The organism is Burkholderia sp. MSMB0856 (assembly GCF_001524645.2).
Classification (GTDB): Bacteria; Pseudomonadota; Gammaproteobacteria; order Burkholderiales; family Burkholderiaceae; genus Burkholderia; species Burkholderia diffusa.
Genome location: NZ_CP013429.1, coordinates 391,968 through 416,804, shown reverse-complemented (window position 1 = coordinate 416,804; position 24,837 = coordinate 391,968). Strand labels below are relative to the sequence as shown.

Here is a 24,837-nt window from a genome sequence, read left to right as displayed (position 1 = left end):
AATGACACCCGCCGCGCCGGCGGAGCCGGACGCGGCGATGTATCAGGCGACACGGCGATCCGTCACAGGCCGGCCGGCAATGGCTGGCCGAGCCACTTCTTCGACATCGCGCCCAACGTGCCGTCCTGCTTCGCATGCGCGATCGCATCGTCGATCTTCGCGAGCAGGCGCGGTTCGTTCTTGTTGACGCCGACGAAGCACGGCGAATTCTTGATCACGAACTTGACCTCGGGCCGACGCGGCGGATTCTTCGCGAGAATCGCCGCCGCGACGATGTTGCCGGCGGCGATCAGCTGCACTTGCCCCGACAGGAACGCCTGGATCGTCGCGTTGTTGTCCTCGAAGCGCTTGATCGTCGCATTCGGTGCGAGCTGCGACAGCGCGATCTCCTCGAGCGCGCCGCGCGTGGCGCCGACCGTCTTGCCGGTCAGATCGGCGGGCGCGCCCACCTTCACGTCCGCCGGCCCGAACACGCCCTGGAAATACGGCGCGTACGCGGTCGAGAAGTCGATGACCTTCTCGCGTTCCGGCGTCTTGCCGAGCGACGAGATCACCATGTCGACCTTGTTGGTCGTCAGATACGGAATGCGGTTCGCGCTGTTCACGGGTACCAGTTTCAGCTTCACACCGAGCGATTTGGCAAGCAGTTCGGCCATGTCGATGTCGTAGCCTTGCGGCTGCATGTCCGTGCCGACCGAGCCGAACGGCGGATAGTCTTCAGGCACCGCGACGCGTAGCGCGCCGCTTTTCGCGATGGTGTCGAGCGCATCGGCATGGGCCGGCGCAGCAGCGAACAGCGCCATCACGGGGGCTGCGATCAACGCAGCCAGCCAGGTGCGTCGGGGGAACGGTCGAGTCGTCGGGCTCACGGTGAATCTTCCTTGTCTGGTATGTCGTCGGGCAGCGCGCAACCGTTGCGCGGCCGGACACCTCCAGCAAAAACCGGGCCATCGCCGTGAAACGCTTGCCGCACCGGCACGACATGGAAAATTTCGTTGAGCCGGATTCCTCGTTTTGGTGCACGAATCGGCGCAGGCGACGGCGGTTGCCCCCGCAGTGCGCGCCGGCGCACCAAATTACCTGACTGGTACACCCGGGGGATTCGGACGCCGGTGTGTTCGCCTTGCAGCGTCGTCACCGAGGCCCATATGCGCGGATTCGAACAGGTTCAGTCGAAATTTGCATTCTGTTTGTGACCGGAATTACGGCTGAATACGTTCGCGAGGTACCGTGCCTTTCGCCACGATCGGCGAACCGCAATCAGGACCGGGGCGCTTGATTTCGCGCCCCGATCCTCCGGTATCGGTGGCTCCCGATCGTCTCGCGATCGGGATGATTCCAATCACATCCGCGCGCGAGGATACAGTCATGGCATCGATTCCCGAACCGTCGACAACCGGCGAAACCGACAAACGCAGCTGGCTCGAATCGCACGAAGCCGGCTATCACAAGACCCTCGGCAATCGACAGGTGCAGATGATCGCGATTGGCGGGGCAATCGGCACGGGGCTGTTCCTCGGGGCCGGCGCCCGGCTGCAGGCCGCCGGGCCGTCGCTCGCGATCGTCTATCTGGTGTGCGGCGCGTTCTCGTTCCTGATCCTGCGCGCGCTCGGCGAACTCGTGATGCATCACCCCAGCAGCGGCAGCTTCGTGTCGTACGCACGCGAATTCCTGGGCGAGAAGGCATCGTTCGTCGCAGGCTGGATGTACTTCCTGAACTGGGCGATGACCGGCATCGTCGACATCACCGCCGTCGCGCTCTACATGCATTACTGGGCACCGTTCGCGGGCGTTCCGCAGTGGATTTTCGCGCTCGTCGCGCTCTGCATCGTCGCGACGATGAACCTGATCGGCGTGAAGTGGTTCGCCGAGATGGAGTTCTGGTTCGCGCTGATCAAGGTCGCCGCGATCGTGCTGTTTCTCGCGATCGGTTCGCTGATCCTCGGCACGGGCGTGCCGGTCGCCGGCCACGACACCGGCATGCATCTGATCACCGACAACGGCGGGTTCTTTCCGCACGGACTGATGCCCGCGCTGGTGCTGGTGCAGGGCGTGGTGTTCGCGTTCGCGGGCGTCGAACTGGTCGGCACGGCCGCCGGCGAGTGCAAGGACGCGCGCAAGGTGCTGCCGCGCGCGATCAACAACGTGATCTGGCGAATCGCGATCTTCTACGTCGCGTCGGTCGTTCTGCTGGTCTGCCTGCTGCCGTGGAGCGCGTACAAGGCGGGCCAGAGCCCGTTCGTCACGTTCTTCGGCGCGCTCGGCGTGCCGGGCATCGGTTCGGTGATGAACCTGGTGGTGCTGACGGCGGCGCTGTCGAGCCTCAACTCGGGCCTCTATTCGACCGGGCGCGTGTTGCGTTCGCTGTCGATGGGCGGCTCGGCCCCCGCCTTCCTTTCGCGAATGAGCGCGCAATCCGTGCCGTACGCGGGCATTCTCGTGACGGTCGCGATCTACGTGGTCGGCGTGCTGCTCAACTATCTCGTGCCGTCGAGCGTGTTCGAGATCGTGCTGAACATCGCGTCGCTCGGCATCATCAGCACGTGGGGCTTCATCGTCGTGTGCCAGATGAAGTTTCGTGCCGCGGTGAGGCGTAGCGAGGTGGAAGACGTGTCGTTCAGGATGCCGGGCGCGCCCGTCACATCGTGGCTCACGCTGTTGTTCCTGCTCGGTGTGCTGGTCCTGATGGCATTCGACTACCCGAACGGTACGTGGACGATCGCGTCGATCCCGCTGGTCGCGCTGCTGCTCGTGGCCGGTTGGAAGTGGCTCAGCAGCCGCGCGCGCCGCGCGTTGCTCAAGCCGACGATTCCGTCGGTCACGCTCACGCAGAATGTGCTCGAGCAGGGGAACGACTGAAGCCGCGCATAACCATGGGGGCGGTATTCGGCTCGGCGAAAGCCGCCGCCCCCCTCCGAGGGCCAGGCGATCCGGCGGCTGCGTATCAGGCTGGCCCGCTATGCAAGCTGCGTCGCGGGATCCGCGTCTGTTGCCGGCCGATTCGCGGCGCTCATAGCCTGTTCAAGCAGGGCCTTCGCGGCGTGCCATGCACGCCCTGCGGATGCGGAATCGTTGAACGCCCGCGCGTCGACCGTCGCGCCATCCAGCAGCATCATGTAGACGCCGGCCAGCCGTTGTGCCGTTTCGGGCAACACGAGCGGCGCGAGCAATTCGGCGATCCATTCGACCATTTTGCGGCGGTAGCGGATCGCGACGTCGGAGATCGGCGCGTACGCGGTTCCGAATTCGGCCAACGCGCGCTCGAACAGGCAGCCGGCAAACTCCGGCGTATTGAACCAGGCTTCGTACCAGTCGAAGATCGTCTTGACTCGCTCGACCGGATCGTGAACGTCCCGCAGTTGCGTTTCGATGCTGCCGATGATCAGGTCGTAGCGCTGCACCAGCACTTCGCGAATGAGTTCGTCCTTGCTCGGAAAATGCCGGTAGAGCGTCATTCGCGCAACGCCGGAATCGTCGATGATCCAGTCGACGCCGACCGGATGAAAACCGTGCCGGGAGAACAGTTCGGTAGCTTTGTCTACCACCACCTGGCGTTTGTTGGCTCTCACGACCGTGCCCTCCTCCTCGAGGTTTCATACCATGTAGACGGATTATTCTAGCATCGCCGAATCAGGTACCTCTGGCCGCTTGAGGCCAGACGTGCAAAGGGAAAGCTCCACCACCGTTGGCCCGAAACTCGGACATGTAAGTCGCCTTGACTATTAGATAGACCGATATGTATCATTTGATCCGAGAAAATAAGGATCGATATTTTCCGCCGGATTGCGCGGTATCGGCACGGCGGCGGAATCGAGCAAAGGCCGTGGGCCGTGGCATCTGCCTGCCCTGCCTTTGTCGGCGTCAGATGTTGCAGTGATGTGGCAAGCCGAAAAGAGAACCTGAGAGAGCCTTGGCGGTGCGCTGGCGTGGGTGAACGTGTGTTCATCGGGCCGTGCGCAAGCCGGGTGCGCGCTCGCGGGGGTGAGATCGCGCGAAGCAGTGCGGCGCAAATAAAACGTGGGGAAAGTAAAAATGGTTCGCCGTTTGCTGGCACCGGGGCTGCTGCTGTTGGCCGCGTGCGCGCAGGATCCGTCCGTCACCGGCAGCACGGTACGGATCTGCGACGACACCGGGTGTTTTGATCGCCCTAAAGATCAGGTCTCCTATCAAAAAAGGGACGATTCCGATGATCGCGAAGATCCGCGCATCGTTTCGCTGAAGCAGGCCGCGAAGACCCAGCCGAAGGCCGCCTACGACCTCGGCCTGCGCTATTTCCGCGGCGATGGCGTGCGGCAGGACAGCTACCAGGCCCTCAAGTGGATGCGAGATGCCGCCGAGCGCGGCGACCTGAACGCGCAGAAGGCGCTCGGCAGTTTCTACCTGTTCGGCCTCGAAGAGATGGGCTCCGATCCGCGCGAAGCGGACAAGTGGCTGTCGATCGCCGCGGGCCGCGGCGACAAGGAATCGAAAAAGCTGCTCGAGCTCGCCCGCAAGGCGAAGAAGGAAGACGAGGAAGACTGGAAATGGCGTACGCAATGGCGTGACGTCTATTACGGCTACTGGTACTCGGGCTATCCGTACTACGGCGTCTGGCATCAGACGTACTGGTACTACTGACCGGACCGAAAGCAACGGGGGCGGCTGCGGGGAGACCACCATCGCGCGCCACGCCGGGGGGCTTATCGAAGTTCGCACGAACACATAAGCCGAACAACGACTCTATCGAGCGACAACGACATGAAGACCATCCTTTCCCAACGTCTCACTCAAGGTGCGCTGGTTGCAGCGCTTTGCGCTTCCGTCGCCGGCTGCGGCGGCATGGTGACGCCCGGCGGCCAGAACGCCGGCGTCACGGGCGCTGCCGCGGGCGGCGCGAGCGCCGGCGCGGATTCGCAGTTGCAGCGCTGCGCATCGCCGCTCGGCACGATCGCCGTCGACGACGGCCGCAACGCCGACTGGTGGGGCCCGTTCGGCAGCGCGACCAAAGTGACGAGCATCGACCCGCTGTTGCGCCTGGCCGTCCAGCAGTCGAACTGCTTCGTGATCACGTCGATCGGCAACCAGAAGAGCGACGCGCGCCTGTCGCGCATCACGCAACTGCAGCGCAGCTCGGGCGAGTACCGTGCGGGTTCGAAGCAGCAGAAGGGTCAGCGTGTCGCGGCCGATTACTACATGGAACCGCAGATCGTGATCAACGATTCGCCGATCGCCGGCATCGGCAGCATGATCGGCGGGCTGATCGGCAACAGCGCGGTGGCGGCGGTGGCAGGCCACCTGCAGACGAAGGCGTCGGTCGTGACGCTGACGCTGTTCGACGTGCGCTCGGCCGTGCAGATCGCGGCATCGGAAGGCAGCTCGACGGCGACCAACTACGGCGCGGCGCTGGGCGGCCTGGGCGGTGGCGTGGGCGGCGGTCTCGCCGGCTTCTCGACGACGCCGGAAGGCAAGGCGACGGTCGTCGCGTTCATCGACGCGTGGAACAAGATGGTCGTCGCGCTGCGCAGCTACAAGGCGCAGGACGTCAAGGGCGGCCTCGGCCGCGGTGGTCAGTTGCAGGTCAACTGAGCGATGACGCGACACCGGAGCTGCGTCACTCCGGTGTTCGCATCGACCGGAGGGCGTGCGATTGCGCCCTTCCCGCAGCCGCACGCGTCACTGATCGGCGAAACGATAAAAACCTTCGATGAGCATGGTGTTCAACCGACCTGAGAGAACAAAGATGAAGAACAGGCAATGCGTGTGGTTTCCGATCGCCGTATTGATCGGTCTGACGTTGGCCGGTTGTGGCGGCAACGATTCTCCGGCCCCGGCCGCCCAAGGCACGTCGAGCGACACGACCGGGACGACGCCGCCGCCGGGCGCGCCGAGCGGCGGGTCCGGCACGACCACGACCTCGAACCTCGAGTGCGATCCGGTCTATCAGCAAGGCGATACCGTGAGGCTGCACATGTACACGCAGGCGACTTCGCAAAGTCCGGCCGTCGACAATGGCCTGTACACGCGCGCCTACGGGCCGGCAACGTTCGAAGGCGTCGCGCTTACTCAGCAAGCCGAAACATCGACCGGCTCGCCGATCCAGACGAATCATTATTATCTCGTCGGCAACGGCGCGCGCGCGAATTACGGCGGCGAGGTTTACAGTTCGGGTAACCTCGCGTTGCGGGACGTCAACTCGCCGCCGTATGTCGAGACGATCGGATTGTCGGGAAGCGAGACGGCGAACTACGTCGATACGCCCGTCATTCCGTCAGGCGGCGCCCAGACGGCGGTATCGACCCAGCGCGCGTACGTCGCGCGCGAAACGGTCAGCCTGAAGAACGGCAAGGTGTTCGAAAACGCGTGTCACTATCACATCACCGAAACGTTCTCCAATCCGGCGCTGACCAGCACGACGGTCGCCGACGACTGGCTCGCGCCAGGCGTCGGTCTGGTCAAGTCGGTCGCCGATGTCGGCGGCACCCAGATCATCACGCGCGAGCTCGAGTCGGCGACCGTTGCCGGCAAGTCGTACTGAGCGCCGGAGCCTCGACGCTCGCGTGCGTGCCGTCAATGATGCGTGTACAACCGAGGCGTCGCGGCGTGACTCTGGACCGATGCTCCCGAGTCAGCCCCTGCCCCGTATGCGGGCCCATAGCCCGACGCATCGGCCTGCGGCATCGATTCGGAAGACTGAATGCGTGCCTCGGCCTGCTGGATCGATTGCGGATAATGAATGTCCTTTCGGGCCGGGTTGTAACCGGCCTGCTCGACCTGCGTGATCTGGGCGCGGACTTCCGCCCGGGTCAGCGCGCTGCCTGATTGCGCCGCCGATGCGAATGCGGGGATGATGGCCGCAGCCAGCATGATGGTACGGATAGCGAATTTCATGATCTCGACCTCCAGTGAACAGGGTCGGCATCCGAGAACATCTCTTCTGCCTTGAGGACAGCATGCTCGCTGAAGCTGAAGGCAATGTTAACTTCGCATTCTCGAACGCACCGGATGCGGAGTTCACGGGCAACCCGGCCTGCGCCCGGGCGACGCCATAAGCCAGACGAATCACATCGCCAACGCGATTGACCGAGTAGATCGATGTGATGGCATCCGGCCCCGGGGCGCCACGGAGAAAGACGCTTGACGAAGGTCAACCCTGTGAAGACCGCACGTGCGAAAAATTGCGTATGCACGATCGCCGGATGACACCGGGAGACATTCATGAGCGCCAGCACTTCATCTTTCCAGGCGGCACCCGCTCCTCAACGGGTGCTGATCGCCATCGACGGTTCCACCGCATCCGCGCATGCACTCGCGTATGCCAAAGCTTTCCTTCCATCGAACGCCGCGGTGCATATCGTCAGCGTTGCGGACAATCCGCGGACACTCGTCCCGCGCGGATCGAGATCCGCGGCATTTCTCGAATCGGCACGCGACGAATTGCTGCGAGACGCATCCGACGCGCTGTCGCGCGCCCAGAGCGCGATTCCGCGCGACGACATCACCATCGACACGGAAGTCATCGACCTGTCCACGCACGGCGGGGATGTCGTGCATGCGCTGGCCGACAGCGCGCAAGCCTGGCAGGCCGAACTCCTGATCGTCGGCGCACGTCAGCATCATGGCCTGCTCGGATGGATCGAAGGAACGGTTTCCGGCCCGCTCGGCAAGCTGGTCGGTTGCCCACTGCTCATCGTTCCGGAAGGCTTCGCGTCGGTCGCCGAGCACCTGCCGCGGCGGATGCTGTTCACGGTCGACGGCAGCCCGATTGCGCTCCACGCATTGCGAACGGGGTTGAAATTTTCGCGGCCCGAGACCGAATTTCGGGCGATTCACGTGCTCGATCGCCCCACATCGCTGGGTGATTTCGTCCCCGTCGAAACGCTGGAACAGGCGTTGCTCAGCGAAGGCAATCACGTACTGCAAAAGGCCATGGCCCTGCTCGACGGCATCCCCGCCGGGCAATCGCAGTCGCAACTGTTTCAAACGGACCGCACTGGCGAAGACGTGCCTCACGTGATCGTGCGAGACGCCATCGAATGGAACGCGGACATGATCGTCATGGGCACCCATGGGCGGCGCGGCGTCACGGGCTGGCTCGTCGGCAGCGTGGCCGGACGCGTTGCGCGCATCGCGAAAACGCCGGTTCTTCTGGTAAGTGCGCCGCATGCGTGATGCGTGGCGTCATCACGCATCCGCCCCGACGGCGTGGAACAGTTCCTCCTCCTGAGCGCAATGCAGGCGTACGATGGCCTCCAGCCCGTACAGCAAACGCTGTATCGCCTGCACCTGCATGGCGTTCGTTCCGTCGCGCGGCAGGTCCGCGACCATCTGCCTGAGCGATCGGACCATCTTGAAGATCTCCCTGTGTGCGCCGCTCATCGCCGCGAGCGGGTCCTCGCCACCGAGAAGCGGTGCGAGACGCGCGTAGACGTCCCGATCGTCGGCGCGTTCGTGCGGCAGCAGCCGTTCATCCAGCGAATCGATCATGTGATCAAGCTCGCCGGCGATGGCTGCCCCCGACAGTTGCGGCATGCGATCCGCGAGATCCCTGATCTGGTCCAGCAACGGTGACAATGCCGTGTGCTCGCGCCTGAGTTGCTCGACGTCGACATCGGCCAGCCGGGCGTCCGTCGGCCGCGGGCGAACCAGCAACACGCGTAATGCATTGACGATGACGACGACGTCGATGACTTCCTGAATCACCGCACCGGCGATCGGCTGCAGGAACCCGGCCGCTGCGACCGCCATCGCGACGACCGACAGCGACATGCCGGCCACCACGCTCTCGAGCGCGATCCGGCGCGACCGTCGTGCGATACGTATTGCATCGACGAGTCGATCCAGCCGATCCACCAGCAGTACCACGTCGGCCGCTTCGGATGACGCGGCCGCCCCGCGCGCGCCCATCGCGATACCGACGTCGGCCGCCGCCAGCGCGGGGGCGTCGTTCACACCGTCGCCGACCATGATCGTCACGCCCTCCTTGCGCGCGGCCTGAATCGCGGCGAGCTTGTCCGTCGGCGTCTGCTCGGCGCGTACGTCGGTCACACCCAGCAACTCCCCGACGGCCTGGGCGATGTCTCGCCGGTCGCCGGTGAGCATGACGAGGCGCTCAACGCCTTCTCGTTTCAACATCCGCAATGCCCGCGGCGTTTCCAGTCGCACCTGGTCGGCCATCTGAATCGCGCCGATCATGACGCCATCGACGCCGACGAATACGGCAGCCCCGCCCTCGTTGCCGACCCGCTTCAGGAACGCGTCGCTCCAGGGGGCGACCGTTGAACAGGCGGAGACGTATCCGAACTGGCCGATCGCGACGGTTCGGTTGTCGACCCGGCCTGTCACGCCCTCACCTGCCGTTTCCATCACGAAGGACGGCGGCGACAGATCGATCCCGCGTTCCCGCGCGGCGACCGTCAGCGCATCCGAGATGACGTGCCCCGAAGCCTGGGCCAATGACGCCGCGAAACGCAGCACGTCGTCCGTTTCGACGTCCGTGCCGCATTCGATCGCGACGATGCGTGCCCGCCCTCCGGTCAGCGTCCCGGTCTTGTCGAAGAACAGGATCGTCGCTTGTGCAAGACGTTCCAGCGCGCCCCCTCCCTTGACCAGGATGCCGCGTTTCGAACAACGCGACATGCCGGACACGATGGCGACCGGCACGGCGAGGAGCAACGGACAAGGCGTGGCCACGACGAGCACGGCGAGCGCACGCGCGACGTCGCCGGTCAGAAGCCACGCGATGCCCGCGACGAGCAGCGAAGCGAGCACGAAGCATGCCGCGTAGCGATCCGCGAGCCGCACGGACGGACTTCTCTCGCGCTGCGCGCGCTCGACCATGCGGACGATGCCGGCAAACGTGCTGTCGCCCGCCGTCGTGCGGGCAACCATTTCGAACGGCGCACCGGCGTTGACCACGCCGCTGCATGCGCTTTCTCCGGCGCGCCGCCGCTGGGTGGACGACTCGCCCGTCAGCATGGATTCGTCGAGTTCCGCGTCATCGATCAACGTGCCGTCGACCGGCACGAACTCGCCGCTTCGCACAAGCAGCCTGTCGCCGGGAACGAGCGTTTCCACGGCAACGGAACGCCATTCATCGTTCTCGAACCGGGTGGCCTGCCGAGGGGCACGGGCGAGCAGCGCGGTCATCTCGCGTTGCGCGCGGTCTTGCGCATACCGCTCCAGCGTCCGCCCGCTCGCCAGCATCAATGCGATGACAGCCGCCGTGAGCGTCTCGTCGAGTGCGATCGCCAGCGCGATGGCCAGCCACGCGAGCACATCGATGCCTGCCCGCCGTTTCGCCACGGCCTTGACGAGCGATACCGTCAACGCCAGCAAGACCGGCAGCGTGCCGAGCAACCAGACGAGCCGCGCGATTGAATGCAGACCGAGCGCCGCGCACACGCCCCCTCCGGCGAGCGTGACGGCCGCCAGAACCAGCAACGCGAGATCGATCGACCAGGGGATTCGCGACATGACGATTGTTCCGATTGCCGTGCAGGGAGGCGTTCACTGCCTCCGTTTCCGGTTGCAGACGGCGTGGCATCAGTCTAGGAAACGCCGCGACTCGACCGTTGACATGGGTCAGCGCGACGCGCCTCGCGCGACATGCCGGCACGGCGCCTTGCTTGACGTGAGTCAAGCCGCCGGCTCCTTTCCTCAGCAAAATTGAAAAGTGATACCGGACGCCCTGGAGTCGATATCGTGCTGACGCTGGCTGTACTCTTTCTGCTGATTCTTCTGCTGAATCTCATGCCGGCGTTCGCCCCGCCCACCTGGATGGCGATGTCGTGGGTCGGGTTCAACCTGCCCGACGGCAATCCATTGATCTTTGCCGTCGTGGCGGCAGGCGCCGCAACGACCGGTCGCGTCATTCTGGCGACCTTCGCAAGATCGCTCGTCCGCTCCCGCTGGATGCGGGAATCGGATCGCGAGAATATCGACGTCGCCACACGCTGGCTGCGCAAGCACCGGACGCTCACCGCCGGTGCGTTCTTCTTCTACGCATTGAGCCCGCTGCCGTCGAACTATCTGTTCATCGCGTACGGACTGTCCGGGTTGCCGCTGAGGATCATCGCGGCGGCGTTCTTCATCGGCCGCGCAACCACCTATGCGATCTGGGCGCACCTCGGCCGCTTTGCGTCCACCCGGCTGGACGTGGAATCCGACCTCGAAGGCACTTACCTCGGCGGATACTTCATCGTCACCCAACTGGTGTTGCTCGGCGTCGTGTTCATGTTGACGAAGCTCGACTGGCGCGCGCTCTTCAACGAACGTCGATTGACGTTTCGGCGCGGCCATCATCCGCGCAGTTCTGAATGACACATCCGTGCGCGACGTGTTGAACGGCTGTGTCGGCCGACCGTCGCGTCCTATCGGCCACGCATCCCGGACGTGACTTCAACGACGCGTTCCCGCTCACGCGGATCGACGTGCGTCATCACGTTCAGGACGCGGTGATGCTTCATCACGCGAGCGCGCGCGTCCACGGCGATGTCGTGACCTTGCGCAACCGTGAGATCGGCGTCGATGTCGAGATGCACGTCCACGAGGATCAGATCGCCGGTCTTTCGCGTGCGCAGGTCGTGCACGTCCAGCACACCCGGCGTCGCGTGCAGCGTCGCGCGGATCGCCTGCACGTCTTCGGCATCGGCCGCTCGATCCATCAAATCATGCAATGCGTTCCAGCCGAACGTGGCGCCCATTTTCACGATCATCCCGCCGACGATCAGCGCGGCGACAGGATCGAGCAGCGGATAGCCGAACAGGTTGCCGACGATGCCGCAGGCGACCACGAGAGACGATGCGGCATCCGAACGCGCATGCCACGCGTTGGCCACCAGCATGCTCGACTTCACGCGAGTTGCCACGGCAAGCATGTAACGGAACAGGCTTTCCTTCGCGGCGAGCGCGACGAGCGCGACCCATAGTGCCGCGACGTGGACGCGCGCGATCGTTTCCGGATGTTCGAGTTTCTGGATGGCGGACCAGAGCATGCCGCCGCCGACCAGCAGCAGGATTGCCGCAAGTGCCAGCGATGCACCGGTTTCGAAGCGCTGATGTCCGTATGGATGAGTTTCGTCGACAGGTTTTCGGCTATGGTGACCGGCCAGCAGCACGACGAAATCGGCGATCAGGTCGGATAACGAATGAATGCCGTCCGCCACGAGGCCCTGCGATCGGGACAGGATGCCGATCACCACCTGGCCGATGCTCAGCGCGAGGTTGACTGCGACGCTCACCCAGGTGCTTCGGGTGGCCGCCGCGGCCATCGCGGGCGTCGCTTCGGCGACGGTTTCCGAAACGGTGTCGGGGTTGGTTGGCGTCACGATTCAGGTCACGTTTCAGGGTTGGAGGATCGATCGAGTTCGGGAAGTCGCAGGCAGCCTGGCCGACCCGCGTGGCACGCGCGCGCCCGACGTGTCGACACTGCGACGTGGAACGATGCGTTGCACGTCTGACAGTTGCGTATCTGCGGCATGTATTCGATGGTATTGGCGGTCACTCTGCGGCACTTGATCTGAGGCAAAGGATCGCCCCCCCGTTTTGCGTACGGTTGAACCCATGCAAACGACCTGGAGACCGTCATGTCCAGCGCAAACAGGTTCACCGTTTCGTGTCTGATCGGCGCCGCGATCGCGATCACGTCCGGTCTGGCCGATGCCCAGCCACGCCAACCGGCTAGCGATCCCGCCGTCGAGTGGCGCGGCATGATGTACGGCAGCCAGCTGATGACGCCTGCCGAGCGGAACGAATACCGTACCCGCATGCTCGCCGCGAAATCGGATGCCGAGCGCGAGAAAATTCGCGCGCAGCACCACGCCGAGATGCAGAAGCGTGCGAAGGCGCGCGGCATGACGCTGCCTGATGTTCCCCCCATGAGGGGCATGCATCGGGGACAAGGCATGGGAATGGGCATGGGGCCGGGCTACATGCACGGTCAGCCTGGCGGCCCTGCAAGTGGCGCTGCCGGCCAGTAATCGCGCGGTTCGGCGTGTCCCGAGACGAACACGCCATTCCGGCCGCGATCGACCGCGCCGGTGCCCTCCGGCCAGGCCTCGAACTTGTGCAGTCTGATCGATGACGTACATGGTCGACTAACGCGTGGCCGCACCGGCTTCATCGGCGGCCGGCAACGCAATGGCCACACGCAGTCCGCCGAACGTAGGCGATCGATCCACCTGGATGTCGGCCTCGTGCGCCGCTGCGATGCGCCGCACGATCGACCAGCCGAGGCCGCTCCCGCTCGGTCGGGTGCCGGCCGGCCGAAAGAAGCGTTCGCCCAGTCTGCGCAGATCGTCGTCGCCGATGCCCGGGCCGCTGTCTTCGACACGCAGCACGATGCGCTGGTCCCGTTGGCCGACCGAAACGGTGATGCGCGCGCGTGGCGGGCTGTAGCGGATCGCGTTGTCGACCAGATTGCGTACCATCGCCGCGAGCAAGGCTTCGTTGCCGCCGACAATGCATGGCGATGGCGCGTCGAGTTCCAGCTTCTGCTGTTTCCCGATCGACTGTGGCGCGGCCTCCGCGACCACGCCTTTCGCCAGGGCAGACACGTCGACCGGTGCGCGGTCCGCCAGTGCGCCCGCATCGAGACGGGACAGCAACAGGAGCTGATCGACCAGACGTGCCGCGCGATCGCACCCTTCGAGAACACCCCGCAACGCATGGCGGCGTCGCTCGTCATCGTGCTCGGCCAATGCAACCTGCGCCTGTGCCTTGACGGCCGCGATCGGCGTGCGCAACTCGTGCGCGGCATCGGCAGTGAATCGGCGCTCCGCGTCCATCACGGCACGAATTCGCTCGAAGAGGCCGTTCAGCGCATCCAGCATCGGCCGCATCTCGAGCGGCGTCCGCTCCAGCCGGATCGTGTCGAGCGCCTGCGGATTCCGCTTCGCCAGCGCTCGCCCGAAATCGCGCAGCGGTGCCGTGCCGCGGCGAACCGCCCAGCCGATGGCCAGCACGAGCAATGGCAAGGCCGCCGCCATCGGCCAGAACGCGCTGCGCATGACGGCGCCCAAGATCGATTGGCGTGAATCGATTCGTTCGCCCACGAACACCTGAACGTCGCCGCGCACGCCGTGCACGACGAATACCCGCCACGCATTCCCGTCGATTTCGACGGTCCAGAATCCGGAAGCCCGGTCGCGCCCGGTCAGCTCGGGCGCCACCATCGGCCTGGACGGTGCGTTTTCGGAATGCAGGCCGAGCCGGCCTTCATGAAACACCTGAAAGGCCACGCGAGGCCCGTATGGATGCAGGATCGGCGCGTCGATTGCGTTGTCGTCGTCATCCGTCCCGCGCGCCTGCTGCGCGACGAGCAGTGCCGCCGCCTGCGCGAGGTGGCCGTCGAGCAGCCGATCGATCTCGCGCCGCGCATCGAGCCAGGTCAGCATCAGCGTCGATAGCCAGACACCGAGGACCACGGCCGGCACGAGCGTCAGCAGCCGGCCATGTAGCGAGCGAGCTGGCAGCACGGCTTTCATGCAGCGTCCCGCATCAGCACGTAACCCACGCCGCGCACCGTCCGGATCAGTTCGCTGCCGAGCTTCGCACGCAAGCGATGGATGTGCACTTCGACGGCATTGCTCTCCACCTCCTGCCCCCAGCTGTACAGATATTGCTCGATCTGCTCGCGCGACAGGACCCGGCCGGCATTCAGCATCAGGATGTGCAGCAGGTCGAACTCGCGCGTGGACAGCGCGACGGCCACGCCGGCGCGGCGCGCGGTGCGCGACGCGGGCTCCAGCTCGACGTCCTGCGCCTGGAGCCGCTCCGTCGGCCGGCCATGGGCGCGCCGGACCAGGGCTCTCAAACGCGCACCGAGCTCGTACAGGTCGACGGGCTTGATCACGTAGTCGTCGGCGCCCACGTCGAGCGCCCTGATGCGGTCGGGCACGGCATCGCGCGCGGTCAGGATCAGGATCGGCAACGCGATGCCGTCGCGACGAATGCGCTGCAGGACATCCATGCCATCCACGAGCGGCAACCCGAGATCGAGGATCGCCGCGGCATGTGCATGCGCGCGCAGCTCGCGCTGGGCCGCGTCGCCGTCGCGCACCCAGTCGACCTGGAATCCTTGCTGGCGCAGTCCGGCGCGGATCCCGTCGCCGAGCAGGACGTCGTCTTCCACGAGCAGGATGCGCACGATCGAGCACTCCGTCCGGGGTCGTCAATCGTCGTGCCGGCCCGCCCCGTTCGCGGGGCGGCCAGTGTCCGTCATGACGGGCCGGTCCGTTTGAACGGGTTGCGGCGCCGCATGCCATTGCGTCCACCACCAGCCGATCGCCGCCGCCGTCATGACGACGGCAATCCCCCACCAGGCATGCCTGATGCCGTCGGTCGCCGCACCGCGCTTGTAACCGGTCACCATCGCACCGGCCAGATTCTCCCGATGCGCGACGCTGCTGACGAGCACGGCGGCGACGTGCACCGCAACGAGCGCGAGCATCACGTTCGCTGCGCCTTCATGAAGGTCACCGAAGGATTCGCCGTTTCCAGTGTAGGCGGCCCAGCCGGTTGCCCCGGTGACGACCGTCATCGCCAGCATGGCAACGATCGCGACGGCGCCCGCCGGATTGTGGCCGACATGGTGCTCCGGCCTGCCTTTCGCAAGGCTCAGCACGTAGCGGACAACGGCCGCCGGCGAACGCACGAACGACGTGAACCGCGCATGACGCGTGCCGGCCACGCCCCACACGACGCGAAACGCGACGAGCGCCAGCATCGTGTACCCGAACGCGACGTGCATGAGCCGCCAGCGCTCGCTCTCGGCGGTCAGCCACGCGCCGGCGAAGGCAACCACCGTCAACCAGTGGAACGCACGAAGCGGCGCGTCCCAGACCAGTATCCGGGCAGGACGCGAGCGCGTCGTTTCACCGTGAGCCCGGGATGCGGACGAATCGTTCATCGAAATTTCCTTTGTCTGCTTGCGTATGACATGCGGCGCAATTCGACGGCCGCTTCACTGCGGGGCTGCGCCACACGGACGCGGGAACCTCGTCGTGCGTGGCGGCGAACCACGCCGATCGGGTAATCCGGTCTTCCGGCGGACGGCGAGCCGCGGCGCCAGTTGCCGCGTGTGCCGTCAGCCAGCGTTCCAGTTGCCCGATGCTCGTCGGATCGAGCGTTGCATCGGTGCCGAAGTGGTGATCGAGACCGTTCAGAATGCGGCGCCACGACTCGGCGGGCAGCGCCCCGGGCGGATAGGCGACGTGGCAGGTCGCGCACTCCTGCTTGTACTTGGGGAGCAACGGAATCGCGAGGCCCCGCATTTCGTCCTCGGCCAGTGCCGCGCGCGGCAGCAGCGACGTCAACAGCATCGTGAGCGCGCCTGCCACTACATATCGCGGCGGAACGATCCTGCGCGGGGAGGTTGTCGTGTCAAAGTTGGTCATGATCGTTCGTCGTCAAGGTTTCAGGCTCATGAGCCAGCTCAGGACATCCGCCTTCTCGGCGGTCGAGCATTCACGCCCGACGACGTCCTTGCAGTTTCGCCGGAACCATTTTTCGGTCCGCGCCTCGTCCGTGAACCGCGCGGGATTGAACGCGGGCGCCAGCGGCTCGATGGTCTTGCCGGTGACGATGTGTCGGCCCGGGCCGGTCGGCGTGCTTCCATGACAGCTCGCGCAACTCCAGTCGCGTCCATGCCGCGACGTGAAGAACTGCTGTCCCCGCGACGGCGCGGCGCTCGTGCCTGCCTTCGCCGTATAACCGTCCAGCAGGCGGGCAGGCGTTTCGGCGCGCGCGCACGCAATGGCGGCAAACAGCATCGATACAGAAAGGCATGGATAAAAAATCGCGTGAATGGAACGGGATATCCGCATCGTGATTCTCCTGGGCGATGCGTTCATGTTCGGGCCGGTTCCTTACCGCATTCTTAAGGGCCTGGCGTTCGATTGTGGGCGTGCCATTGAGAGGCCGTGCACGGATGCCGTTGCGCTCGCAATCAGGATCACGCGGCCCGGTTGCTTACGCTTGACTCAAATCAAGCCAGTCGGGGAAGGAAAACGCATCGGACGAATGATTCGCGCGATCGTCCGCGCGCGGTACGCGCTCAGTACAACAAAAACGCCGCCCGCTCGCGCGCGAACGCGGCATTTTGTGCATCGACGACCCGTTCTATCTCATCGAGCGACCGCCCTGCCTCCAGCATGTCCGCCACCTCGCGCGAACCGACCGATGCTCGGATCGCATCGATCCGGAACTTCGCCGGATAACGCCGGTGCAGCGCCAGTGCGAGTGCCAGCCCGATTTCGCCCGGCCGTGCCGCGCCGGGCGGCCGTTCGATGCGCACCCCTTCGCACACCCTGCCGCGATACGGCCCCTCCGCGGGCACGAAGCGAACCGGCGAGAACGTCGCGTCCAGCCGCATCGCGCGAAGATCGTCCACGAGAATGCGCGCGTCGATCCACGGTGCCCCCACCACGCCGAACGGTGTCGCGGTGCCGCGCCCGACACTAATCGCCGCGCCCTCGATGAGCCCCGTCTCCGGGTACAGCGACAACGCGGCGCCGTCGCGCAGGTTCGGCGATGGCGGCACCCGGCCGAGCCCGGTATCGCCGAAGCGCATCGCGCGCACGTAATTCGCCATCGGCACCACGGTCAGCGCCGCGCCGATATGCAGGCGGTCGTTGAACAGTCGCGCCAGTTCGCCGAGCGTCATGCCGGGCTGGAGCGGCAACGGGTAATAACCGGTGAACGCGGCCGGCCCGGCATCGGCCACGGGGCCGCCGGACACATCGCCGCCCAGCGGGTCCGGGCGGTCGAGCACGAGCACCGGGCGATGCGCGGCGGCGCCGGCCTCGAGCGCGTAGCCGAGGGTGGCCAGATACGTGAAGAAGCGTACGCCTGCGTCCTGCAGGTCGAGCACCAGCACGTCGACATCGGCGAGCAGCACGGGCGCGATCCGGCGTCGATCGCCGTAGAGACTGTGAACGACCACACCGGTCGCGGCGTCGAGCGTGTCGCCGAATGTCTCGTCGACGTTGGTGCCGAGCCCGTGCTCGGGCGCGAACAGCGCGACGAGCCGCGCGCCCGGCGCCTGCGCGAGCAGGTCGACCGTGCGCCGGCCGAACCGGTCGAAGCCGCTGCGGTTCGTGACGAGCGCGATGCGCTTGCCCGCAACGGCCGCGAAGCCGCTCGCCGCGAGCACGTCGATGCCGGCCAGCACCGGCCCGCGCGATACCGGCAACCGGGCGGCTTGCGCGACGGCTGCCGCCATCGCGGGCACGCGCGTCGCAATCCGCGACGACGTCACGGGCGCGGCCCCGCTCGATACGACGCCGAGCACGAGCGAGCGCAATGGCATCGCCGTGCCGGTTTCGTCGGGATACAGCCGGCTGGTGAGCACGATCGCGAAGCGGCGCGTCACCGGATCGATCCACAGCGCCGTGCCGGTGTAGCCGAGGTGTTGCAACGCGCCGACCGGCGGCAGCCGATAGCGGTTCGCGACGAGCGGCGGCCCGACCGCCCAGCCGGGCGTGTGCAGATCGCCTTCCGCGTCGAGCGTGGCCGGCGTCTCGAGCGCGGCGACGCTGCGGCGCGCCAGCACGCGCACCGGACCGAGAGCGCCGCCGTTCAGCAGCATGCGCGCTAAACGCGCCAGGTCGTCCGCACTCGCGAACAGGCCCGCATTGCCGGCGACGCCGCCCATCGCGGCCGCGACGGGATCGTGGACGCTCCCGCGCAGCAGACGGCCATCGCGAACGGTGGTGGGCGCCACGCGCGCGAACAGCGACGCGGATAGCCGAAACGCGGTGCTCGCCATCCCGAGCGGCGCGAACACATGTGCGGCGCACCACGCGTCGAGCGGCCGGTGCGACACGCGCTCGACGATCTCGCCAAGCACCACGTAGTTGACGTCGCTATAGCGCACCTGCGTGCCGGCCGGTGTGCCGGGGGGCATCGCGACGATGTCGGCCAGCACGGCGGAGCGGCTGCGCAGCGCGCGGGGCGACGACACGCCGTCCGGCAGCCCCGACACATGCGCGAGCAACTGGCGGATCGTGATGCCGGCCTTGCCGTGCGCGCCGAACGCGGGCCAGTAACGCGCGGCCGGCGCATCGAGGCGCAGCATGCCGCGCTCCGCGAGCTGCATGATCACGACCGCCGTCGCCACCGGCTTGGTCAGCGAAGCAAGATCGAAGACGGTATCGGCCGTCATCGCCTCGGCGTGCTCGCCCGTCACGCGCAGGCCGCGCGCGATGCGCACGCGCACGCCGTCCGCGTCGCCCGTCACGACCACGGCGCCGGCAAGATGGCCGTCGGCGATCTCGGCGGCGATCGCCTCGTCGATCGCGGTGGTCTGCTGCTGCGCCACGGCCGTATCGGATTCCGCGCGCGCACCGGCTGACGCAAGCGTGAACAGCAGCGCGCCGGTCAGCGCGGCAGCGCAGCGGGATCGTCGTGATCGAGCCTGTTTCACTGCGTTCATTTCTTCGTGATGGCCGCATCGATTGAGTCGAGCTGCGCGCGGAGGTCTGCCACGTCGATGGCGTCAGGATCCGCGATCGGCCGACGCAGCGTCGCTTCTCCAGCCACGCCGGTCCTGAACGAACGCGCCGCTAGCGGGCCGGTTACTGCGGCGATGCGGAACAATCGGCGCACAGACGTATCGCGCCGTGCCGGTCCGGGTCGTGCCAGTAGAAGCGCACATCGACCGCGCCCCGCGCCGGTACGACGACGTGCCGGACTTCCTGAACGGCCCTGTCGTGCGCGGACACGGTATATCGCCCCGGCGGCACTCGCGCGAACAGGAACGGGCCGTTCGTGTGCGCGTCGAGAATCGTCGACTTGCCGGACGACAGCGTGACATCGACATCGGAAAGATACTGGCCCCGCTTCGATGCGAACGTGATCCGCAGGTTGTAGCGAGGCGCGACATCGCGAAACGCAGTGACCTCGTCCTGGCCGATTCCGCCGGTGATGTAAGCGACACCGTTGTGCACGACCGGCTCGGTCGACGGGTCAGCCAGCGCGTTCGCACCGATGTTCAGCAGGCAGGCTGCCAGCAGCATCTTCACGGTTCCGGTCCACATCTTCACTCTCCTGATTGAGCCAGCACGGCTGCGATGCCGCTCGTCCGGTCGCGGAACGGGCTGCGTGCGGTGACGTCGCGCATTCGCGTCGACGACGATGCCAGCGTCGCGCGGAACGTCGATTTTCCGTTGACTCAAGTCAAGTGCGCGCCTGTCGAAACCGAACGAAGCCGGACGGGCCCCGCGAGACAGTCATCGCGCCCCATCTGCCCGAGCGCCGCGGCACGCCTGAAAACACGGGGGAGCAGGCTCCGGGCGGCGCAATCGTCCGTGAAGGCTGTCAGCCGATATTGCACGGCCCGTCGGAAATTTCCGACACGGCGGCCCGACGTCGGACAGCAAGCTCAGGCCACGCTGATTGTTCCGCGCGGCTCCACTGCCAATACTGGAGACGTGACAGGACGCAACGTGTTTCGCGGCCGGCGCGCGGCTCTTCCGCCCCGCCGCCGCAGGACCGAGGAGCTGGCGATGATTGATCCGACCGCAGCGCACGCCGACGACGCCATGCTGGATGGCGAACCGCCGGTCGGTGCCCACCTCGTGACCCGCCGCCCCGGCTATCTGCATCACGGGATCTACATCGGCAATGGCAACGTGATTCACTACGCGGGATGGTCGCGCCATGCGAGCGGTGGTCCAGTCGAGATCGTCACGCTGGACGGCTTCCGTGCCGGTTTCGGGCTCGCGATCATTCGCCACGCGAGCGCGCTGTACGATGGAACGGAAGCGGCGCGCCGCGCGGCATCGCGCCTTGGCGAATGCCAGTACCGGTTGCTCACGAACAACTGCGAGCATTTCTGCCTGTGGTGCCTGTTCGGTGTGGCGAGGAGCGAGCAGGTCGCATCGTGTCTGCGCAACCCGGTGCACGGCATCGCGGTGGCTGTCATGCTGATGGCGTGCGTTCTGGCCACGCGATTGCATCCGGAAATGACCGGGCGCGACTGCCCGGTGCGGTGTATGGCCTAACAGTCCGTGCACATCGACAACCATGGGCGCCCACACGCCACCCTGGAATACAAAACGCCCGATGCGGTGCATCGGGCGTTCTAGCGTCTGAATACTGTCAACCTATTCCAGGACTTGACACAGCCAATCGAGCCGCTTGCCTGATGAATGCGTTGAATTGTGACGCGATTTCCTCGCCAGCACGGCAACGGCGCGACCGGGCGCAACAGACATCATCACGCGCCGATCGCGCCGGTTGAATCCCGACTCGCGAGGCTTGCGGGTCAGAACTCGTAGCCGACCTGGGCACGCACGCCCGCATCGCCCACCGACGTGATCGACACCGCGCCATTCATCAGCCAATTGCCGTTGCGCGACCGGTAGGTGGCGCCGGCCGCGACGGCCGAGCCATTCTTGAAGTTTGCGGCGCCGACCGCGACCACCGTCTTGCCCGGCTGCGACGGCGTCATGTTCGGCATCGCCATCGCGGCTGCAATACCGGCGTATGCATTCTTCGCCACGTCGTTGATCATCCGGTTCGTATCCCCGAAGCGCTGGTCGATCGACTGCATTGCGCCATCGAGCTGGCGTTTGTTGATGGCGTCGGTTGGCGCCGTGCCGTCGGCGACGTTCGTGATCTGGCGCTCGTTGCCGACCGAGCCAACCGACACAGTGTTGTCTCGATTCGCGACCGAACCCTGGCCGAGAGCGACCGAGCCGCTGCCGGTAGCCGTCGAGCCCTGGCCGATGACCGTGCTGTTTTCGCCCGAGGCGACTGAACCCTGACCGACAGCAGTGCCGTTCCCGCCGGATGCGACCGAGCCCTGGCCGATGGCCGAGCTGTTCCCTCCTGATGAATCCGAACCCTGTCCCATGGCAGAGCTGTTTTCACCCGATGCGCTCGAACCCATGCCGTTGACGGTCGAACCGTCGCCCCCCGTGCCTGGGCCACCTGTGCCTGAGCCACCCGTGCCGGGGGTGTTCTCGCGATCGGTGACGCGATCAGACAAGTCGTCAACACGGACGCTCAGCTCCCCGAACTGCTTCGCGAACTGCTCTTGCAGCCCGAAGAGCTGGCTGCCGTTGATGGCCTCCATGCTGTTGGCGCTGACCTCGCCGGCCGCGACGCCCCGCAGGGTCGTGCCGAGCGCGCCGGCAAAAGTCACGCTGTCGAACGACAGGCCGCTGTCGTAGGTGACGGCACCGACTTCCTTGCCGGTGTAATCGATCAGGCCGGTTGCGCGGAGCTGCGCGATCGTCACCGCTTCGTCGTCGTTCACGCCGTTTGCGATGCCCGACAGCGTGCGTGTGCCGCCGGTGCCTGCGAAGTTCACCACCGAGCCGCCGCTGTTCGCACCGACCGCGATCATGCCGGTCGTCTGATCCAGCTGAACGACGCCGATCGTACCGATGCCGATCCGGTCGGCGAGATGCTTGAGGTCACCTTCGTTGACTGTCGTGCGACCGTCGAGATTCGATACCGCATCCGAAAGTGTATTGACAGTGGTCGTGCCGCCCTTGCCGTCGCCGATCGTGAAGGACGGTGCGGAAATCGTGCCGTCCGCGTTCGCCTTGGAGTCACCGCCGATGGCCGCGGCGACGCTGCCCGCGACGCCGTGCAGTTGCGAGCCGTTGACGGCGTCGGTGCTGAGTGCGGATACATCACCGGCAGCGATGCCGGTGAGCTTGCGCCCGCCCGCGGTGCCGGCAAAGTTCACCGCAGCACCATCGGTATCCGCACCAACCTTGAGATCGTCACCCGCCTTGGCCTGCTGAACGAGGCCAGTCGTGCCGGTGGACAGATTGTCGAGTCGCTTGGTGATGGTCGAGATATCGGACGTTTGCATCGCGATGTTGTTTTTCGCGGTCGTCATGTCGCCGTCGAGCTGCTTGATGCTTGCCTCGTTGGCCGTCGTGCGGCCATCGATTGCAGTTATCTGGGTATTGGTCGTCGACAGTCCCGTTTTGACGTCAGCAATCGCGGTGGTCGTCGTTGACAGGCCGGCGTTCATCTGGCCGACGTTCACGGCGTCGGTATCCGCCGTACCTTTGGCCAGGTTCGTAATGCGTCGCTTCACAGTCTCCGAACCCACGGAAACGGTATAATCTTCGCTCGCGACAGAACGATCTCCCAGCGCGACGCTGTAATGCCCCCTCATTTCGGCACCATCGCCCAGTGCCACGCCTCGCGCTGACACCGTGGTACCCCGACCGATTGCAATGGCCCCACCGGCGGGCTGTTCCGTTACAGACGCGCCATCACCAAAGGCGATTTGCCCGAAACCACCCGCCGTATTTGCTTTCGCTCCAATAGCGATGTTGGTCTGGCCGCCATCACCGCCGGTTGCGCGCGCAATCGCGCCATCGCCGATCGCGATTGAACGAGTTCCTTCGCCCTTCGCGGCTGTCGTCGTGCCGCGAACCTGGAGGTACGTGTCTTCGATCGCGGCCCTCGTTCCGACCTGCGCACGGATACCACCTTGGTCCGATCCTGCCGGTTTGCATGTTCCCGCCGCATCGACGGTGCCGGACGATCCGTCGCTCGTCGTGCACACGTCCGCCATCGCATCGCCCATCGTGACGCCGCCCAGTGCGATCGCAATCATGGCTGTCCGCGTCGCGCGCGACGCTCCTTGCGAATGCGACTTCGCCGTTTCGGCCACTGCCGTCCACGTGTTGGTCGCGGTGTTCCAAATGCTTCGGTAGGTCTTGTTCAAGGCTTTGTTCCTTTCAGTTTTCTGGGTTAAGCGCGACGCCGTAGCCTGGCTTGATATACATCGATCGAGCTGTTCCGCGTCCGGGTCCGGGTCCGGGTCCGGGTCCGGGTCCGCTGCTTCGGCAGCACCAATCGCGACCCGCTTCGCGTACGAGTCGAGCAATCGACATGGCTGTGCATGACCGGATGGCGTTACATCGTGCGCTGAGAATCGAGCGTGATCGCGCTACGAACTCGCTGCATCCTTCAGTTGTCCGAATTTCGGATCTGATCCGCATGGCGCCGATCGCCTCGATGAGACGGAACGGAGTAACCCCGATCGTCATCCGAGCGACATCCGATCCATATCTTCGGATTTATCAATACAAATCCGCGCGTGACAAATCGTGTGAACAATCGATTTTCGACGTCACATCGGCACGGAACCATTCCGCTCTGGAATTCCGAGGCTCGCCGAGCAAGGCCAATGGATCGTTGCTTGCCGTCGAGACGAACAATGATTTCGCATTGCTCGCTGCATGAGATGAGCCACGCGTGAAACCACTCGATGCCAGGATGTCGACATGAGATTCACTTCATGCCCTATATCGATCAAACGGCCATGGCGTCACCAACTTGACGCAGCAGCAAAGGACCAAATCGTCCGTGAAGCATGGACATGTCTCTGCCGATTCATCAACGTCGATCGGATACCGTTGACCTGCAACGCATCGCTCATCCGGCAATTCTGATCAGATGGCGAGTCCGCGAATATAAGAATCGTCCTAAATGGAGGGTGTACCGGCGCAAGCGTGGCGCTGCGTCCGGTATCTCGAAAGCGAGCCCGACTTTTCAGAGATTGATCGGGTATCGCAAGCGACAGCGGAGAACAGGCCATCGCATCAGCAGAAGCGAGTGCCCTGAAGACGCGTGTATTCGACACGATTCGAACACGACACCTCACCCGCGGCCACGAAAAACGGCATGTGCACGCCCCCACCGTTTCGCCTGCGCAATCGCGATGCGGATCGCGCTGCCCTCGGTGCGCCCCTGGCGCAGCAGCGCGTTGGCAATCTCGATCGCCTTGCCGCGAACCGGCGGCGGCAGATTCCGCATCGAAGGCGGATAACGCTCGTCATTCCACGGCATGATCGATCGGATGCCTACATGTTCTCGCCGGTC

At 65.4% G+C, this 24,837-nt stretch carries 24 protein-coding genes; 9 read left to right on the top strand and 15 right to left on the bottom strand.

Annotation, left to right across the window (positions count from 1 at the left end; genetic code table 11):
* Positions 1-62: 62 nt before the first annotated feature.
* Positions 63-869, bottom strand: a complete 807-nt coding sequence (locus tag WS87_RS30650) for a transporter substrate-binding domain-containing protein (protein ID WP_059536415.1) — start codon at positions 867-869, stop codon at positions 63-65.
* Positions 866-1,138, bottom strand: coding sequence for a hypothetical protein (locus WS87_RS33795; protein WP_159085722.1), 273 nt, complete (start codon positions 1,136-1,138; stop codon positions 866-868). The genes WS87_RS30650 and WS87_RS33795 overlap by 4 nt, the downstream gene beginning before the upstream one ends.
* 230 nt (positions 1,139-1,368) lie before the next feature.
* Between WS87_RS33795 and ansP the strand changes: the two genes are divergently transcribed.
* Complete coding sequence (gene ansP, locus WS87_RS30645; protein WP_059816706.1) at positions 1,369-2,859, top strand: L-asparagine permease; 1,491 nt, start codon at positions 1,369-1,371, stop codon at positions 2,857-2,859.
* 98 nt (positions 2,860-2,957) lie between these two features.
* Here the strand turns inward: ansP and WS87_RS30640 are convergent, their stop codons facing one another.
* On the bottom strand, positions 2,958-3,569 hold the full coding sequence (locus tag WS87_RS30640) for a TetR/AcrR family transcriptional regulator (RefSeq protein WP_059816711.1): 612 nt from the start codon (positions 3,567-3,569) through the stop codon (positions 2,958-2,960).
* Positions 3,570-4,032: 463 nt separating this feature from the next.
* On the opposite strand from WS87_RS30640, the gene WS87_RS30635 reads away from it, so the two are divergent.
* The 3 genes from WS87_RS30635 (at position 4,033) to WS87_RS30625 (ending at position 6,514) form a co-directional block, all read left to right on the top strand.
* Positions 4,033-4,617, top strand: a complete 585-nt coding sequence (locus tag WS87_RS30635) for a tetratricopeptide repeat protein (protein ID WP_059816714.1) — start codon at positions 4,033-4,035, stop codon at positions 4,615-4,617.
* A gap of 120 nt (positions 4,618-4,737) precedes the next feature.
* The gene (locus WS87_RS30630) at positions 4,738-5,565 is read left to right on the top strand and encodes a hypothetical protein (RefSeq protein ID WP_059693146.1); all 828 of its coding nucleotides are present in this window, start codon (positions 4,738-4,740) and stop codon (positions 5,563-5,565) included.
* Positions 5,566-5,719: 154 nt separating this feature from the next.
* Positions 5,720-6,514 carry a hypothetical protein gene (locus WS87_RS30625; protein WP_236873307.1) on the top strand — a complete coding sequence of 265 codons (795 nt, stop codon included), beginning with the start codon at positions 5,720-5,722 and terminating at the stop codon, positions 6,512-6,514.
* Positions 6,515-6,546: 32 nt separating this feature from the next.
* Here WS87_RS30625 and WS87_RS30620 read toward each other — a convergent pair whose 3' ends face one another.
* The gene (locus WS87_RS30620) at positions 6,547-6,867 is read right to left on the bottom strand and encodes a DUF4148 domain-containing protein (protein WP_059816717.1); all 321 of its coding nucleotides are present in this window, start codon (positions 6,865-6,867) and stop codon (positions 6,547-6,549) included.
* A gap of 327 nt (positions 6,868-7,194) precedes the next feature.
* Here WS87_RS30620 and WS87_RS30615 point away from each other — a divergent pair, with 327 nt between their 5' ends.
* Entirely contained in the window at positions 7,195-8,148 is a 954-nt protein-coding gene (locus tag WS87_RS30615; protein ID WP_059816720.1) for a universal stress protein, read from the top strand.
* A gap of 12 nt (positions 8,149-8,160) precedes the next feature.
* Here the strand turns inward: WS87_RS30615 and WS87_RS30610 are convergent, their stop codons facing one another.
* Entirely contained in the window at positions 8,161-10,452 is a 2,292-nt protein-coding gene (locus WS87_RS30610; protein ID WP_059816723.1) for a heavy metal translocating P-type ATPase, read from the bottom strand.
* 228 nt (positions 10,453-10,680) lie between these two features.
* On the opposite strand from WS87_RS30610, the gene WS87_RS30605 reads away from it, so the two are divergent.
* Positions 10,681-11,298, top strand: a complete 618-nt coding sequence (locus WS87_RS30605; RefSeq protein ID WP_059816728.1) for a VTT domain-containing protein — start codon at positions 10,681-10,683, stop codon at positions 11,296-11,298.
* Between the two features lie 50 nt (positions 11,299-11,348).
* On the opposite strand, the gene WS87_RS30600 is transcribed toward WS87_RS30605, so the two are convergent.
* Positions 11,349-12,305, bottom strand: a complete 957-nt coding sequence (locus WS87_RS30600) for a cation diffusion facilitator family transporter (RefSeq protein WP_236873306.1) — start codon at positions 12,303-12,305, stop codon at positions 11,349-11,351.
* A 258-nt stretch (positions 12,306-12,563) separates the two neighbouring features.
* Here WS87_RS30600 and WS87_RS30595 point away from each other — a divergent pair, with 258 nt between their 5' ends.
* Complete coding sequence (locus tag WS87_RS30595) at positions 12,564-12,956, top strand: hypothetical protein (protein WP_059816730.1); 393 nt, start codon at positions 12,564-12,566, stop codon at positions 12,954-12,956.
* Positions 12,957-13,073: 117 nt separating this feature from the next.
* Here WS87_RS30595 and WS87_RS30590 read toward each other — a convergent pair whose 3' ends face one another.
* The 7 genes from WS87_RS30590 to WS87_RS30560 all read right to left on the bottom strand — a co-directional run bounded on the left by WS87_RS30590 (position 13,074) and on the right by WS87_RS30560 (position 20,015).
* Positions 13,074-14,462 carry an ATP-binding protein gene (locus WS87_RS30590; protein WP_059816733.1) on the bottom strand — a complete coding sequence of 463 codons (1,389 nt, stop codon included), beginning with the start codon at positions 14,460-14,462 and terminating at the stop codon, positions 13,074-13,076.
* A complete protein-coding gene (locus WS87_RS30585; RefSeq protein ID WP_059816735.1) occupies positions 14,459-15,124 on the bottom strand; it encodes a response regulator in 666 nt (221 codons plus the stop codon). The genes WS87_RS30590 and WS87_RS30585 overlap by 4 nt, the downstream gene beginning before the upstream one ends.
* A gap of 24 nt (positions 15,125-15,148) precedes the next feature.
* Positions 15,149-15,886, bottom strand: a complete 738-nt coding sequence (locus WS87_RS30580; RefSeq protein ID WP_059816737.1) for a cytochrome b/b6 domain-containing protein — start codon at positions 15,884-15,886, stop codon at positions 15,149-15,151.
* A complete protein-coding gene (locus tag WS87_RS30575; RefSeq protein ID WP_059816739.1) occupies positions 15,852-16,373 on the bottom strand; it encodes a diheme cytochrome c in 522 nt (173 codons plus the stop codon). Before WS87_RS30575 ends, WS87_RS30580 begins: the two co-directional genes overlap by 35 nt.
* Before the next feature lie 12 nt (positions 16,374-16,385).
* Positions 16,386-16,748 (bottom strand): DUF1924 domain-containing protein, encoded by a 363-nt coding sequence (locus WS87_RS30570; RefSeq protein WP_236873312.1) that lies wholly within the window; start codon positions 16,746-16,748, stop codon positions 16,386-16,388.
* A 284-nt stretch (positions 16,749-17,032) separates the two neighbouring features.
* Positions 17,033-19,411 (bottom strand): serine hydrolase, encoded by a 2,379-nt coding sequence (locus WS87_RS30565; RefSeq protein ID WP_107938232.1) that lies wholly within the window; start codon positions 19,409-19,411, stop codon positions 17,033-17,035.
* Between the two features lie 142 nt (positions 19,412-19,553).
* A complete protein-coding gene (locus tag WS87_RS30560; protein WP_059816744.1) occupies positions 19,554-20,015 on the bottom strand; it encodes a carboxypeptidase regulatory-like domain-containing protein in 462 nt (153 codons plus the stop codon).
* A gap of 468 nt (positions 20,016-20,483) precedes the next feature.
* Between WS87_RS30560 and WS87_RS30555 the strand changes: the two genes are divergently transcribed.
* Positions 20,484-20,981, top strand: a complete 498-nt coding sequence (locus WS87_RS30555) for a lecithin retinol acyltransferase family protein (RefSeq protein ID WP_059816746.1) — start codon at positions 20,484-20,486, stop codon at positions 20,979-20,981.
* Positions 20,982-21,244: 263 nt separating this feature from the next.
* Here the strand turns inward: WS87_RS30555 and WS87_RS30550 are convergent, their stop codons facing one another.
* Positions 21,245-23,677, bottom strand: coding sequence for a YadA-like family protein (locus WS87_RS30550; protein WP_082750571.1), 2,433 nt, complete (start codon positions 23,675-23,677; stop codon positions 21,245-21,247).
* A gap of 167 nt (positions 23,678-23,844) precedes the next feature.
* Between WS87_RS30550 and WS87_RS33790 the strand changes: the two genes are divergently transcribed.
* Positions 23,845-24,198, top strand: a complete 354-nt coding sequence (locus tag WS87_RS33790; RefSeq protein ID WP_159085721.1) for a hypothetical protein — start codon at positions 23,845-23,847, stop codon at positions 24,196-24,198.
* Between the two features lie 417 nt (positions 24,199-24,615).
* On the opposite strand, the gene WS87_RS30545 is transcribed toward WS87_RS33790, so the two are convergent.
* On the bottom strand, positions 24,616-24,804 hold the full coding sequence (locus WS87_RS30545) for a hypothetical protein (protein ID WP_059700890.1): 189 nt from the start codon (positions 24,802-24,804) through the stop codon (positions 24,616-24,618).
* Positions 24,805-24,837 lie beyond the last annotated feature (33 nt).

Coding starts and splice junctions, on each gene's coding strand:
- WS87_RS30635 (WP_059816714.1), top strand. CDS start 4,033: ATGGTTCGCCGTTTGCTGGCACCGGGGCTGCTGCTGTTGGCCGCGTGC.
- WS87_RS30595 (WP_059816730.1), top strand. CDS start 12,564: ATGTCCAGCGCAAACAGGTTCACCGTTTCGTGTCTGATCGGCGCCGCG.
- ansP (WP_059816706.1), top strand. CDS start 1,369: ATGGCATCGATTCCCGAACCGTCGACAACCGGCGAAACCGACAAACGC.
- WS87_RS30615 (WP_059816720.1), top strand. CDS start 7,195: ATGAGCGCCAGCACTTCATCTTTCCAGGCGGCACCCGCTCCTCAACGG.
- WS87_RS30620 (WP_059816717.1), bottom strand. CDS start 6,867: ATGAAATTCGCTATCCGTACCATCATGCTGGCTGCGGCCATCATCCCC.
- WS87_RS30590 (WP_059816733.1), bottom strand. CDS start 14,462: ATGAAAGCCGTGCTGCCAGCTCGCTCGCTACATGGCCGGCTGCTGACG.
- WS87_RS30570 (WP_236873312.1), bottom strand. CDS start 16,748: ATGCTGTTTGCCGCCATTGCGTGCGCGCGCGCCGAAACGCCTGCCCGC.
- WS87_RS30560 (WP_059816744.1), bottom strand. CDS start 20,015: ATGTGGACCGGAACCGTGAAGATGCTGCTGGCAGCCTGCCTGCTGAAC.
- WS87_RS30555 (WP_059816746.1), top strand. CDS start 20,484: ATGATTGATCCGACCGCAGCGCACGCCGACGACGCCATGCTGGATGGC.
- WS87_RS30575 (WP_059816739.1), bottom strand. CDS start 16,373: ATGACCAACTTTGACACGACAACCTCCCCGCGCAGGATCGTTCCGCCG.
- WS87_RS30625 (WP_236873307.1), top strand. CDS start 5,720: ATGAAGAACAGGCAATGCGTGTGGTTTCCGATCGCCGTATTGATCGGT.
- WS87_RS30630 (WP_059693146.1), top strand. CDS start 4,738: ATGAAGACCATCCTTTCCCAACGTCTCACTCAAGGTGCGCTGGTTGCA.
- WS87_RS30580 (WP_059816737.1), bottom strand. CDS start 15,886: ATGAACGATTCGTCCGCATCCCGGGCTCACGGTGAAACGACGCGCTCG.
- WS87_RS33790 (WP_159085721.1), top strand. CDS start 23,845: ATGGCTGTGCATGACCGGATGGCGTTACATCGTGCGCTGAGAATCGAG.
- WS87_RS30545 (WP_059700890.1), bottom strand. CDS start 24,804: ATGCCGTGGAATGACGAGCGTTATCCGCCTTCGATGCGGAATCTGCCG.
- WS87_RS30610 (WP_059816723.1), bottom strand. CDS start 10,452: ATGTCGCGAATCCCCTGGTCGATCGATCTCGCGTTGCTGGTTCTGGCG.
- WS87_RS30565 (WP_107938232.1), bottom strand. CDS start 19,411: ATGAACGCAGTGAAACAGGCTCGATCACGACGATCCCGCTGCGCTGCC.